Origin of the sequence: Vibrio gazogenes, from assembly GCF_023920225.1 — a bacterium.
In the GTDB taxonomy this organism is placed as follows: domain Bacteria; phylum Pseudomonadota; class Gammaproteobacteria; order Enterobacterales; family Vibrionaceae; genus Vibrio; species Vibrio gazogenes.
In genome coordinates, this window is sequence record NZ_CP092587.1 from 3,042,722 (window position 1) to 3,056,598 (window position 13,877).

General features: G+C 48.0%; 12 protein-coding genes. All 12 read right to left on the reverse strand.

Translation table 11 applies throughout. From position 1 onward, the window contains the following. Positions 1–30 precede the first annotated feature (30 nt). The 12 genes from fdhD to MKS89_RS13685 all read right to left on the reverse strand — a co-directional run bounded on the left by fdhD (position 31) and on the right by MKS89_RS13685 (position 13,867). Positions 31–858: a formate dehydrogenase accessory sulfurtransferase FdhD gene (fdhD, locus tag MKS89_RS13630; protein ID WP_072958055.1), complete on the reverse strand. Its 828-nt coding sequence runs from the start codon at positions 856–858 to the stop codon at positions 31–33. A gap of 14 nt (positions 859–872) precedes the next feature. Then, on the reverse strand, positions 873–2,954 hold the full coding sequence (locus MKS89_RS13635) for a sigma 54-interacting transcriptional regulator (protein WP_072958052.1): 2,082 nt from the start codon (positions 2,952–2,954) through the stop codon (positions 873–875). A gap of 90 nt (positions 2,955–3,044) precedes the next feature. Continuing rightward, positions 3,045–5,189, reverse strand: coding sequence for a formate dehydrogenase subunit alpha (gene fdhF / locus MKS89_RS13640; RefSeq protein WP_072958415.1), 2,145 nt, complete (start codon positions 5,187–5,189; stop codon positions 3,045–3,047). A 43-nt stretch (positions 5,190–5,232) separates the two neighbouring features. Beyond that, entirely contained in the window at positions 5,233–5,781 is a 549-nt protein-coding gene (locus MKS89_RS13645; protein ID WP_072958050.1) for a 4Fe-4S dicluster domain-containing protein, read from the reverse strand. 239 nt (positions 5,782–6,020) lie between these two features. Further along, positions 6,021–6,479, reverse strand: a complete 459-nt coding sequence (gene hycI, locus MKS89_RS13650; RefSeq protein WP_072958048.1) for a hydrogenase maturation peptidase HycI — start codon at positions 6,477–6,479, stop codon at positions 6,021–6,023. Continuing rightward, complete coding sequence (locus tag MKS89_RS13655) at positions 6,476–6,928, reverse strand: formate hydrogenlyase maturation HycH family protein (RefSeq protein WP_021019737.1); 453 nt, start codon at positions 6,926–6,928, stop codon at positions 6,476–6,478. The genes hycI and MKS89_RS13655 overlap by 4 nt, the downstream gene beginning before the upstream one ends. Beyond that, positions 6,915–7,736, reverse strand: a complete 822-nt coding sequence (locus tag MKS89_RS13660; protein WP_072958045.1) for an NADH-quinone oxidoreductase subunit B family protein — start codon at positions 7,734–7,736, stop codon at positions 6,915–6,917. Before MKS89_RS13660 ends, MKS89_RS13655 begins: the two co-directional genes overlap by 14 nt. Beyond that, a complete protein-coding gene (locus tag MKS89_RS13665) occupies positions 7,733–8,401 on the reverse strand; it encodes a formate hydrogenlyase complex iron-sulfur subunit (RefSeq protein ID WP_077316405.1) in 669 nt (222 codons plus the stop codon). Before MKS89_RS13665 ends, MKS89_RS13660 begins: the two co-directional genes overlap by 4 nt. A gap of 7 nt (positions 8,402–8,408) precedes the next feature. After that, the gene (locus MKS89_RS13670; protein ID WP_072958042.1) at positions 8,409–10,148 is read right to left on the reverse strand and encodes a hydrogenase large subunit; all 1,740 of its coding nucleotides are present in this window, start codon (positions 10,146–10,148) and stop codon (positions 8,409–8,411) included. A 12-nt stretch (positions 10,149–10,160) separates the two neighbouring features. Continuing rightward, entirely contained in the window at positions 10,161–11,765 is a 1,605-nt protein-coding gene (locus MKS89_RS13675) for a hydrogenase 4 subunit F (RefSeq protein WP_205409151.1), read from the reverse strand. A gap of 4 nt (positions 11,766–11,769) precedes the next feature. Then, complete coding sequence (gene hyfE, locus MKS89_RS13680) at positions 11,770–12,405, reverse strand: hydrogenase 4 membrane subunit (protein WP_242656021.1); 636 nt, start codon at positions 12,403–12,405, stop codon at positions 11,770–11,772. 22 nt (positions 12,406–12,427) lie between these two features. Next, positions 12,428–13,867 (reverse strand): hydrogenase 4 subunit D, encoded by a 1,440-nt coding sequence (locus MKS89_RS13685; protein WP_072958037.1) that lies wholly within the window; start codon positions 13,865–13,867, stop codon positions 12,428–12,430. Positions 13,868–13,877: the final 10 nt, after the last annotated feature.

Here is a 13,877-nt window from a genome sequence, read left to right on the forward strand (position 1 = left end):
CTCTTTATCTAAGACTAAATATATTCCCAACTATTGATTCAACCCGAGAATCCTTTCTGCGTGCGTATAAATATTGGCTTGTCCCGGCCGACAGTAACCACACAACGTGACATTGAGACGTTCCGCTAAATCAACCGCCATATCAGTCGCGGCTGAGATAGCACATAAAATTTCAACCCCACCGGCTGCGGCTTTTTGCACCATTTCAAAGCTGGCTCGGCTCGTGACCAATACCACCCCTTTCCGTTTATGATGCTTGGTGACCCAACCGATTAATTTATCGAGCGCAATATGCCGTCCGACATCTTCAAATACTGCTTCCAACTCACCGTGTGTATTCATATATGCCGCAGCATGACAAGAGCCGGTCAGTTGATTCAGTTGCTGGCTCTGCTGCAAACGATTTAAAGCATCATCCAATTTCTGCAAATGAAATGTTGTATGGCTTTCCAGTGGTGTTTGTACACGACAAACATGAGCCAATTGGTCCGTACCACAGAGACCACATCCGGTCATGCCCGCCATTGTCCGCCGTTTTTCCTGAAGACGGCTGATACAGCGATTGGCAATATCGATCGAGAGCGTGATGCCATCAGGGCTCATCTGAATGTTGATATCATGAATATCACGATCATGATCAATGATGCCTTCCGTCAGTGAAAAACCGACAGCAAACATAGCTAAATCTCTGGGGGTACACATCATGACGGTATAAGCCACCCCGTTATATTCCAAAGCAACAGGCACTTCCTGAATCAGCGTATCGTCAACCAGATGACACTGATGCTCCTGCCGATAGCGAACAATTTTTTTATGACTGACAGAATCAATGTTCTGTACCGTGAAAGATTCATTCATAGGTCAATCCTGATTCATGACGAGGTTGATTCAGTCTCAGGCAAATAGTCCTTGCTGCTAATCCCCATCCGTTGCATTCGTGATAGTAATGTGGTTCTTTTTAAACCAAGCTTTGCAGCCGCACCACGGGCGCCAGCGACAATGCCATTACTTTCTTTAAGCGCCTGAATCACCGTATCACGATTTATTTCAATCGTATCGGTTTTCTCTCGCTGAGCGTCTGCGGCATGCTCCTGTTGCTGCGATTCAGCTTTCGGGACTTCCAGACCTAATTTCACTAATTCATCCAATGGAACATTCAGCACATCGCCACGCGTTAAAATCACGGATCGCTCAATAAAGTTACGTAACTGCCTGACATTACCCGGCCAGGCAAACGCGGTCAGTGCACGCATCGTTTCATTGGTAATCGCAGTAATATCTTTCCCCATTTGCTTGGCAATCACCCGTGTAAAATGCTTCACCAATAAGGGGATATCTTCCGGCCGCTGACGGAGCGGCGGGATTTCTATCGGAAAAATATTCAATCGGTAATACAGGTCATTGCGAAACGTTTTTTCCTGAACCATGGAGAGTAAATCAGCATTGGTTGCAACCACAATCCGCACATCAACCTGAATCAACTGGTTTTTCCCGACCCGTTCAATTTCATTTTCCTGCAATACCCGCAACAACTTCGGTTGCAACGCCAACGGCATATCACCGATTTCGTCTAAAAACAGCGTCCCTTGATGGGCCTGCTCAAAACGCCCAACCCGCTGATGGACGGCTCCGGTAAATGCACCACGTTCATGCCCGAAAAGCTCACTCTCAAATAACCCCTCCGGCACGGCGGCACAGTTCATTTTCACCATCCGTTTTTGGCTACGCCGACTCATCTTATGAATCGCCCGGGCAACCAGTTCTTTACCGGTTCCGGTTTCACCCAGAATCAAAACTGTACTATCACAATCAGCGACCATCGCAACCTGATCAAGCACTCGGTTCATCGCCTCACTCTGGCTGATAATATCGTCAAAAATACGCTGCTTCTCATCTTTTGACTCAATCGAAATGTATTCACTTTTCGGCAGCACTTTCGTGTGCGTTTCATGCACACTTAAACTATGCATCGCCATCGCAACCCGCGCCGCAATTTGCTGAAGCAAGTCAAGATCGAGCGCCACATTTTGATCGTTCTTATGCAGCATATAGGCAATGTATCCGACGCGATTGGTCCGGAATACCATGGGAATCACGATCAGCTGTTCGATATCTTCTGCAAACTCAATTGCATTCTTCTGAAAGAATAATGGCCTTAAATCATCGCCCTGAATGAATACGGGCGAATAAGGATCTTTCGTGTTGTGAAACGCACTGTCATCACTAAAAAAATGGCAATGATGATGAATATTGCCCTGATTCAGATCACTGGTGTACTGTATATAATGCCCTTGATAAGGTTCAATCAGTGCTAAATGATGCATCGCAAAATGTTGCTTCAGACAACGGAGCAAAGAATTGAGTAATGTTTCTTTACTATTTTGGCTGATAACCGCATTCGTCACGTCCACCAGAATATGATAGTTATCTCGCTCATGGCTCAGTTGCTGAGCCACATTTGACGCTAATTCATGCTCGACAACATGCGCAATGAAAGAGACGAGAATACTACTGACCATGCGAAACTGCTTTTCACCATCCGCCATATGACTGAGCTTAGGGTTGATAAACTCAATCACTCCCAGTTGCTGACTGACTGTGTTCAGCGGCATTTTGCAATAATGACCAATGTCCCGGTAAGCCGGATGATCAGCAAAATGAGGATAGTAATAAGCAAAGCCGTCACGATCGAGTTCGTAGACGCCATCATCATAAGACTGATGATATAAACCTATCTCTTGAGGATGAAATGTCTCATGCTGAACTTGCTGATCGCTATCAACATAGTAAAGAAGCAATTCATCAGAAACGTCCCGATGCAGGATAATGTTGATCCGCTCGACTTGCAGAAACGAACATTCCTCATCATTTAGAAATTTCAATAAGTCAGACATATCGTGAATCGATAGCATGGCTTTTGAAAAATTCATCAACTCTTGAGCAATTCTATTCATAATCAGTCACGACTCAATCAAAGGCTCTTTACACCAGATGAATATATACAAAACATTGTACACATACGTAAAGAGCCCATATTGATCTAATCACGCATATGCAACATGTGATTTAAGTCGCGCTTTCATTTGACTATATTCAGACTGAACATGGTTTTCAGCCCATGCCTGATCCTCAATCGCCTCAACCTTGACAGCACAATACTTGAATTCAGGTGTGCTCGAAATCGGATCAACATGCTCAATCGTCAGCTCGTTACATGCACCGATCCACCATTGATAAGTCATGTAAACCGCACCGACATTAACCCGCTCTGAAACATTGGCGCGCGTAATCACTTTGCCTCGCCGAGAAGAGACCCAAACTAACTGCTGATCAGCGATGCCCCGTTGCTTCGCATCCTGTGGGTTCATCTGTACGTATCCCGGTTCATCTGCCAGCGTTGAAAGTGCTTTGCAGTTGCCCGTCATCGAACGACATGAGTAATGGCCGATTTCACGAACAGTAGAGAGAACGAGAGGATACTCGGCATCCGTTTGTTCCAACGGTGGACGCCAAGGCGCACCGATAAACTTCCCTTTTCCTGATGGGGTGGCAAACTTATTGCCTTCAAACAAGAACGATGTTCCGGGGTGGTCTTCCGTCGGGCAAGGCCACATCACAGATTTCAGTCCTTCCATTTTTTCGTAGGTAACCCCGGCAAATAACGGGGTCAGTGCCCGCATTTCATCCCAGATTTCTTGCGTATTTTCATACTGCATCGGATAGCCCATGCGCGTGGCTAGCAGACTGAAGATCTCCCAGTCAGGTTTGACACCTTCTGGCGGAGTGACCGCTTTGTAAAAACGCTGGAATCCCCGATCAGCACTGGTATACACACCTTCATGTTCACCCCAACTGGTTGATGGGAAAATAATGTCAGCCATTTCAGCGGTTTTGGTCATGAAGATATCTTGCACAATGACGAGGTCTAACTGACGCATGGTCTCGCGCATCGCATTCAGATCAGCTTCGGTCTGCGCAGGATCCTCACCAAAAATATAAAACGCCTTACAAGTGCCGTCAGCAACTTTATGACCGATGTCAGTCATACGATAACCGGGGGTTGCTGATAACTTCACGCCCCAAGCCTGCTCAAATTTTTCACGAATCTGGTCGTCAGCAACTGATTGATACCCGGGAAATTGATGGGGTAACATCCCCAAATCACAGGTTCCCTGAACATTATTCTGGCCTCGAACCGGACCACAACCAACACCACGACGGCCAAAGTTACCCGTCATTAACGCCAAAGCCGCCAAACCGCGTACCACATCAACAGCCTGACCGAACTGGGTAACGCCCATGCCCCATAAAATCATCGCACCGGAAGATTTGGCATAAGTCCGAGCCGCTTGCCGAACTTCAGCCGCTTTCAGTCCGGTCAGATGTTCGACTTTTTCAGGCGCATAATCCATGACGATCTTACGGAATTCATCAAACCCTTCGGTGTAATTTTGCACATACGATTTATCATAGAGGTTTTCATCAATCAGCGTATAAGCCAACGCATTGACAACCGCCATGTTGGAACCGTTTTTAAGCGCCAGCCATTGATCAGCCACCCGAACCGATTCAATTTTTCGCGGATCACAGACAATGACTTTTGCACCATTGTCACGCGCTTTAAAGATGCGTCTCGCAATCACGGGATGAGAGTCAGCAACGTTGTAACCAAAGATCAGCAAACATTTGGCTTCTTCAATTTCAGGAATGGCATTACTCATCGCACCATTACCTACCACGGATTCCAAACCGGCAACCGAAGGGGCATGACAGACCCTTGCACAGTGGTCAACGTTATTCGTGCCTATCACCGCGCGGGCTAATTTTTGCATCACATAGTTGGATTCATTACCCGGCCCACGAGCTGACCCTGTAGTCATAATCGCATCAGGACCATATTGCTGCTTGATTGCCAACAACTTCTCTGCTGCAAAATCCAATGCTTCATCCCAAGAAACCGCTTCAAGCTTGTCACTTTTGGTGCGACGAATCATCGGCTGTTTCAAACGCGGTGTCAGCAATTGGGTGTCATTTAAGAAATCCCACCCATAGTATCCTTTTAAACACAGTTGGCCTTCATTCGTTCTGCCATTCGCTGGCTCGGCACCAACCACCTTATTGTTTTCAACCAGTAGGTTTAACTTGCATCCTGTACCACAATAGGGGCACACGACTAATTTTTTTTCGATCATAATTTTCTCACTATCCCCGATGTTCCATTCTTATGCCGCTTCAAACCGAAATGATAGAAGCCTGACTCGCTGCCGCTTCTCGTTTCTGTTGGCTGGTTTGTTGCAGTGACTCAGGTACGATCAAACGAATAGCCTCTGTCGGGCAAACCTCAACACAAGCAGGACCTTCTTCTCGCTGTGAACACAAATCACACTTCAGCGCTTGGGACTGAGGCACTTGTTTTTGGAAAAGCGCGCCATGTTCAGACACCGTATTTTTCATTCGGGTCACGACACTCATCGCGCCATACGGACAGGCAATCACACAAGTCTTACAGCCAATACAACGGGACTGAATCACCTTCACGTAACCATCTTCATGAACAATGGCATGATTAGGGCAAACTTGCGCACATGGGGCATCGTCACACTGACGACACATCACAGGAACGGAGACTTCCGCGTTTTTCACCAGTTGTAAGCGAGGCGCAAATTCCTCGGTTCCATTCAAAGTACCCGATGACTCATCCTGATGAGCGACCGCACATGCAATCTCACAGGTTCGACAACCAATACACTTATTGGCGTCAGCAAAAACAAATCGATTCATGCTGTATCCTTTTTGTGTCAATACAACAGAGTATCTTCAGACTCTGGGGGTGGTTAATCATTACAGGCACAACACGTGCCAATCCGGGAGTTACGATTTAAAATCATTTAAGATGATGATTTATAAAAATAAATAAGTGATAAATAACAAAACAAATCCAATCAGGAAGCTCAGTATTTCTTTTGACCTGATTGCCCAATGACAAAAGTGTCGAACTTCGACACTTTTGTCATCACGCATTAGCAATGCTCAAAATCCATGTCGTCATGCCATTCAGACAAAGTTTGATAAATTGTATCGACGGCGTCTTTGACCATATCGGTCATTGGTGCCGAAAATGCCACAATCGCGGGTTGAATACCGATAAACGTGACATGAGGCACAAAGGTTTTCAGTTCATCGATTAGAAAGTTCAGCGGTAAGCTATGGGTGGAGACCATAAACATCTCAGCAATCGTGTCGGGATCAATGATGCGAATCTCTCCGGCTTTTTCACCGAAATCTGCCGCATCAACAACGAGTACACGCTCTGGCTTGATATGACGAATCCGATGCAATGTATCTTCTGGCATCGTGCCGCCTTCTAACACTTCCCAACGGTCTATCGGTTGCTCCAGACAACGCTTGGCCAGCAAAGGGCCCGCTCCGTCATCGCCCATCATGGTGTTCCCGACCGTCAACAATATTTGTCTGCTCATTGCACCGTTCCTCGAATCATCAAATACATTGTCGGCTCCCGATGAATGGCATTGAGAATCTCGATCAACCCGGCGGTCAAACGCTGCGACGTCTCAGACTGTGTCGTCGGACTAATTTTCTGGAATGCCAACGCCAACATATGAATGTGCTCCGGAAAAATCGTGATCTCTCCAAATTTGAGAAATCCTTCCATCTTCCGGTATGCCTCACTGTCTTTCGGTAATCCCTCAATCCACGCCAAATATTCTTCACCATGACAATCCATCTCTGACTGAAGACAATCCACAATGCCAAGGTGATGTCCAATTGCCAGACTGTAGTACATGATCTGTTGCGCTTCTTTAGGCACCTCTTTTTCATCAACAAACTTGCGCGTTAACCGATAAAAGCGCACCCGCTCCTTTAAGTGCCTTGAATGTGTTTCGGTTTGCGTATCAGCCACAACCATGACAAGAACCTCCTTCTTTCAGCGCATCACCGACAAGCTGTTTCATCACTGACCGCATGAGCGTTTCAACAATCTCGGTCAAACGCGGATCGTTATGTTGATGAATATAGGCTTGGATCTGCGCATCGACATTGTCGGCATGACACCCTTCCAGCACAGACATCAGCTCATCGGCAATCCGGTTGCCCTGACGATAACCGGCCAATAAACGCGCCTCCCGTTCGATCATGACGCGAATATCCTGAGGAATACCGGTATGACTGATGCTGGCAGGGGTTGCCTCTGCATCATGGGTTTTGGCATGCATTTTTTGTTCAAGTAACCCTAAAGCGACCGCGAATCCATAAAGCGTGGCGGCGGGTGTCGGAGGGCAACCGGGAATATAAACATCAACCGGCACAATTTTGTCTGTACCGCCCCAGACACAATAGAGGTCATGAAAAATGCCGCCATCACACCCACATGCGCCATACGACACGACAATTTTTGGATCGGGGGCGGCTTCATAGGCGCGTAACGCAGGCGCACGCATTGCCCGCGTGACTGCACCGGTAAAGAGTAAAATGTCGGCATGACGAGGACTGGCAACCACCTTGATACCGAATCGTTCGGTATCATAAACGGGCGTGGTGGCTGCAAAAATCTCAATTTCACAACCATTACATCCCCCACAGTCCACCCGATAAACATAGGCTGACCGTTTGATCTGTTTTAAAAGTGTTTGCTTCAATGCTTGATGTTCAGGGGTGACTTCAACAGGCTGTGTCTGCGTATGATGAACACCCGATAATTGCTGAATACCTTTCACTGTACCTCCTCACGATGAATATCGGTGGGATTGATGTTGGGCATGTGGTTCGCAGAACAACGGTTCTCTGACGGACTGGGATCTGGCTGATGCGTTGCAGCGATATGTTTGACCGGTATCGGCTCGGCAGTAACGTAGCGGTGACATGCTAAATTCTGCCCGTCAAGCATGTTGGCCTGACGCCGACATTCAGGGCAACTTTCCAACTGATGGCGACGCATTTCCAGCGACTCACCACTCAACCCAGCGTGCTGAAGCGTCTCCATAACATAATCGAATAATTTTTTAGCGATGAAGGGGCGATCACATTCTCTGCAATTGACCAGCTCGAACTCGGCCTGTTCATATAAATCGGCTTTGTTGGTCACAGCCAGTTCAAACTGTTGTGACAGGACCAACGCATGAGTCGGACAGACTTCTTCGCAGCGTCCGCAATAGATACAACGCGCCAATGAAAGCTCCCAGCGACGGGTACCCTTCTGTTCATCGGTCTCCATCACTAACGCATTGGCAGGACAGGCCCTCATGCAGGCACCACACGCAATACATTGCGCGGGGTCCAGTTCCGGTTTACCCCGAAAGTCGCTAGAGACTTCATACGGTGCAAACGGATACTTGGCCGTTGCATCTCCTGTTTTTAAAACGGTTTTGAGTAGCTTTAACATCACAACCTCACATTGATTTCAGGGGTGATTTTTTGCGATTGATGCTGTACTGCTCAATCGTTTTATAAGGCACGGTTTGAGACCGCTTTTTCTTGGTATCAATGATGGTGACGCGATCCGTACAGGAGTAACAGGGATCAAGGCTCCCGATAATCAGAGGCGCATCGGCAACCGTATTACCCCGCAGCATATAACGTAACGTCGGCCAGTTGGCATAAGTCGCCGCCCGACAGCGCCAGCGGAATAGCTTCTGATTATCCCCCGTCATGCTCCAGTGGATATTTTCACCCCGTGGAGCCTCGGTATATCCCAAAGCAAACCGGTGAGGCACGTACTGAAAGTCTTCAGTCAAGATAGCGCCCTCGGGGAGATGGTCTAAACCAAACTCAGCAATATTGAGTGAGTCGAACACTTCACGAATTCGAATCAGAAGACGCGCCTGCACATCACCACTGTCAAAATGGTGTAAATCAAGCGGTACCTGACCGTAAGATTCCAGTGATTGACCGTGCACAATCCGGGCATCCCGGGCAAACCCACTCCCGCGTACCAAAGGCCCCACCGGACTAAAATCACGGGCAATGTCTTTCGCAAGTACACCGACGCCTGAAATCCGGCTGTCAATATTCGGGGTCGAAAGCAGGACATCGACTAACTCGGTAAATGACTGACGAACTTCACGAATCATGGCAATGCCCTTGGTACGCTGTTCTTTGAGAAAATCACGCCGCACCCCGCCAATCAAGTTCATACCATAGGTTTTTCTGGCACCGGTCAGTAGCTCCGCGAGTTCCATGGTTTTCTCGCGAACGCGGAAAAATTGCATGAAACCGGAATCAAAGCCGACAAAGTGACTCGACAAACCGATATTGAGTAAATGGCTATGCAAGCGCTCGACTTCCAGTAATACCGTCCGAATCATCTTGCCGCGCGCCGGGACTTGAATATTCAGAGCCGTCTCGACGGAATTGTTATATCCCACGCTATGGGTAAATCCACAAATCCCACACACCCGATCCGCAAGAAAGCCCACTTCGTGGTAGCCCATCCGCGTCTCTGCTAATTTTTCCATGCCGCGGTGGACATAAAACATCCGGTAATCGGCATCGATAATATCTTCACCATCAACAAATAAGCGAAAATGGCCGGGTTCATCACTGGTGATATGCAAAGGGCCGACGGGAACGATGCGGTCAGAATCACTCCCCAATTCATTGATAAACGGATAAGTTTCCGTATCAGTTGTCGGCTGCGGACGCTGACGGTAATCCATGGCGTCTTTACGTAAAGGGTGCAAATCCTCCGGCCAGTCATCGGGAAGAACCAGACGACGCTCATCCGGCAAACCGATGGGGCGCAGACCGAACATATCCCGAATCTCACGCTCTCCCCACACGGCGGCTGGGATCTCAGGCGTGATTGAGATAAATTCCTGATCGTTGGCATTGACCAAGACTTTGACGATCACCCAGCTTTTGACTTCACCTTCCATCGATAAGGCATGATAAACACCGAAGCATCCGTTCAATACACGTTCATCATTGCCAAAAGAAACCGATAACCATCCCCCTTGGTCATAGTAGAGCCATTTCATCACCTCAACCAACGAGGTCATTTTGACGGTCAACGTCACCTGATTGTCAGCCTGCCAAGCTTCATCCTCGATTGCCGCTGGAAAATATTGACGCACCCCATCGACATAGCGCTTCCCGATCTGATGTTGCGTATTTCTATTCAATTGGTCCATGTCATAAGGCCTCTAGTTGATCGATTCAGTCAGAGAAACAGCCGATAGACTGTCACTGCTTGAAGAAATATGTTCTATCCCTTGTTGCCAAGGGAGATTGAGTGTTTCAAGGAGGGGTTGATCGGGTTGATTAATGACAATTTGTGTCGCTTGCTCGACACCATGCAAAATCGTGTTCGGAATATGGGTCCCCATCACAACCATTAGCACAATCAGCACCACCAGCGGACACACGGTCAGATAATTCACTTCCCCTTTTTCAACATGCTCAGGGGCGGCTCCCATCACGCATCCCGCAACCATCCGGGCAAATCCAGCCAGAACCAGCGTCAACAGTAGGAGTAAAATGATGATTAACACCGGATGTTGGGCATACAACCCGGAACAAATAATCAAAAATTCACTGACGAAGAGATTAAATGGAGGCACACCGCCAAGCGCGAGGGCACCGGCGCCAAACAGAATACCGGTCCATGGTGCAATCCGGACCACACCTTTGATGATACTCATGTCCCGGGTACCGTACTTCAACATGATATTGCCGGCGCCACAGAACATCAGTGTTTTACCAAGACTGTGATTCATCATATGCAGCAGTGCGGCAAAAATCCCCAGCGGACCAAGACCAATCGCGAAGGCGATTAATCCCATATTTTCGACACTGGAGTAAGCTAACAACCGCTTGATATCTTGCTGAACCAAAATGAATAATGCAGCCACCCCAACCGATAGCAGCCCGAATCCGAGCATCAGAGAGCGGGCAAAATCACTGCCAAGCACGATAGAACTGATGGCGAAATGACGCAAAATGATCAGCAGCGCGCAGTTTAACAACCCTGCTGAAAGCAATCCGGAAACCGGGCTGGGCGCTTCGGAGTGCGCATCCGGCAACCAAGTGTGCATGGGAAATAAACCGGTTTTGGTCCCAAACCCAATGACGATAAAGATAAAGGCAATTTGCATCAGGCGCGGATCAAGCAAATGCGCGTGATCCCGTAGCGTTGTCCATAGCAACGCCTGCTCCGGCGCATCGAATACGGCAACGGCATTAGCATAGGTCATCACGGTGCCGAATAAGCCAAATGCAACCCCGACACTGCACAACATGATGTATTTCCAGGCCGCTTCCAGTGATGAACGTTGATAGTACAAGCCAACCAAAAAGACAGAACTCACGGTTGTTGCTTCAATCGCGACCCACATCATCATGATATTGTTGGCCGTTAAAGCAACCAGCATGGTCGCCAAAAACAGGTTGAACAGCCCGTAAAACAGCGAGACTTGCTTACCTGACAATTCACCGTGTTGATACTCATGCCCGATATAACCGACCGAATGGATCCCGGTACACAATGCCACCAGCCCGAGCACTGCAAGGAACAGTGCGGATAGTCCGTCGAGCATCAGCCAATTCCCGGCAGAGAAAATCGCACCATGCTCGAACACTGCCGCGGCCATCCCCCAACTGATGCCCCAGGTTGCCACGACACTGACAAGATGGATCACCATAGATAATTGCCGGAATTGGTCTCGTAGCGCAATACAAACAAAAGCAATCATTGCTGCGATGAAGGGAATGCCAAGCAAAAACGGAAATAGATTATTCATTGACATCATACAATTACCCTTTCAATACAGTCAGTTGTTTCACATCCAACGTATTGAGTCTGCGAAAAATTAACCGAGCCAGAATCACCATCACAATCACCGCAAAGATCGCGTCAATGGTGATACCGATTTCCAATAAGTGAGGTGCGCGATGTGCAACCAGCGCTAACATCAGCGATGAGCCATTCTCCATCAGGCAATAGCCGAATAACTGCTTGAGAATGTTTCTTTGCGTGATAATACAAAGCAGCCCAATAAAGAAATGCGCCAGCGATACGGCGAGAGCCGGTTTGAGTGTTTCAACCATCGGCAGTGCCACGGGCTGGATGATATAGAGACAGACCAGACTAATCACCACGACGAAAACAGCAATCAACGCCGGGTGAAACATGACCTTTTCCGCCTCTGCATCCCGCATTTTTCCTAACTGGATATATAAAATCGTCGGTAACAAAACCACTTTCGAAATAAAAGCAGTCATCGACCAAAGGTACAAATCACTCGCGTCATAATGGTCAGCAATAACCACAAAGAGCAGTACCAACACCAAAGACTGACAGGCATATAGCCAAGATGCAGTTCTAGCCTGACGGGCAATCACCACAAAATAAGACGTGATGACTAACAATCCGGCAAGATTATTCATCATGAGATCATCCATTATGCATCTCCTATTGAAGCCATGTTGAAGCAATCACACTCGATAGCACCGACATTGCGATTAATACAACTAACGTTATTTTCATTGAACTGGGTAAGGGAGACATTCGCTCAACCGCTTCAGAAGGCTCACCGATAATAGTTCGGCCAAACCAATACAACAGCCAGCCAAATGTCGCGATAGACTCAACCAGCGCCAGAATCAACAGCGGCGTCAGCCAGGCATGTGTCGCAGAGAGATGGAATCCGGCCTCAAACAACGGAAATTTACTGAAGAAGCCATTCAATGGCGGAACCCCTGCGATTGCCATGGCAGCGATACAAAACGCAACGCCTAATAACGGTGATTTACGAATCACCCCTTTCAGTTGAGGAAGCATTCGGGTGCCGCAGGCATAGCTGAATGAGCCCGCAACAAAGAAGAACAAACATTTGGCAAAGGCATGGTTGAAGATGTAAGCAACACCGCTTTCCAGTGCCAGAGATGATCCCATCGCCGCCATCGAAAGTGCCAGAAAAATGTAGGCTAACTGGGTGATCGTTGAGTAAGCCAACAACCGCTTCATATCTTTCTGCGGCAAGTACATCAAAAAACCGTAGATCATGGTGATCATCGCCCCGACGATCCCGACGATCCCGACAACTTCAGGAATCGTGCCGGCAGACAGAATGCTGCGGGCAAAAATGTAAACACCGACTTTGACCATCGAAGCAGCATGCAAATAGGCACTAATCGGCGTCGGTGCATTCATCGCATCGGGAAGCCACATGTGCATCGGTAGTTGAGCCGATTTCCCCCACGCGGCAAACATGATGCCAAACAACACCACCATTTTGGCGATTGGGTTTAGCCCTGCAATTGCGGTCAGTTCAAACGTCCCCGCCTGAACAAACAGGGTCGCCGCAGCGATGAATAACCCCAATGAAGCAATATGAGTGACAATCAGGGCTTTCAGTGCCGAACGAAACGCCAACGGTGTCTGGTAATAACCGATCAGAGACCAAGAACAAGCCCCCGTAATTTCAAAGAACAGCAATTGCCCCAGAATGGTTGAAGAGAAGACCAGACCAGCCATAGCACCGATAAAGATCAGCAGAAACACATAATATCGTTTCGCGCCATGTTGTGCGTGTTCTTTGTTCCCGGCGCTCATATACCCCAGAGAATAGAACGCAACGATCAGCCCTAACCCGACAACAGCCACGGCGATCAGGGTGCTGACTTTATCGAAAACCAGACCAAAAATCAGGACATGTCCTACATGCAACAGAGGCACCGAAACCGCTTCGCCACCTGTCGAGAAAAAGAGATAAGACAATCCCCATGTTCCCAATGTCGCCAATACTGCAAAAAACTGACAAATCCACTTTGCAGACTGCTCAGAGGCAAACAAGATGAGTATTGCCCCCAGAAAAGGAAGTCCAATAGTGAGTAATCCAATGATTTCCATCGTTTAATAC

Coding starts and splice junctions, on each gene's coding strand:
- fdhD (WP_072958055.1), bottom strand. CDS start 858: ATGAATGAATCTTTCACGGTACAGAACATTGATTCTGTCAGTCATAAA.
- MKS89_RS13635 (WP_072958052.1), bottom strand. CDS start 2,954: ATGAATAGAATTGCTCAAGAGTTGATGAATTTTTCAAAAGCCATGCTA.
- MKS89_RS13645 (WP_072958050.1), bottom strand. CDS start 5,781: ATGAATCGATTTGTTTTTGCTGACGCCAATAAGTGTATTGGTTGTCGA.
- hycI (WP_072958048.1), bottom strand. CDS start 6,479: ATGAGCAGACAAATATTGTTGACGGTCGGGAACACCATGATGGGCGAT.
- MKS89_RS13655 (WP_021019737.1), bottom strand. CDS start 6,928: ATGGTTGTGGCTGATACGCAAACCGAAACACATTCAAGGCACTTAAAG.
- MKS89_RS13665 (WP_077316405.1), bottom strand. CDS start 8,401: ATGTTAAAGCTACTCAAAACCGTTTTAAAAACAGGAGATGCAACGGCC.
- MKS89_RS13670 (WP_072958042.1), bottom strand. CDS start 10,148: ATGGACCAATTGAATAGAAATACGCAACATCAGATCGGGAAGCGCTAT.
- MKS89_RS13675 (WP_205409151.1), bottom strand. CDS start 11,765: ATGATGTCAATGAATAATCTATTTCCGTTTTTGCTTGGCATTCCCTTC.
- hyfE (WP_242656021.1), bottom strand. CDS start 12,405: ATGATGAATAATCTTGCCGGATTGTTAGTCATCACGTCTTATTTTGTG.
- MKS89_RS13685 (WP_072958037.1), bottom strand. CDS start 13,867: ATGGAAATCATTGGATTACTCACTATTGGACTTCCTTTTCTGGGGGCA.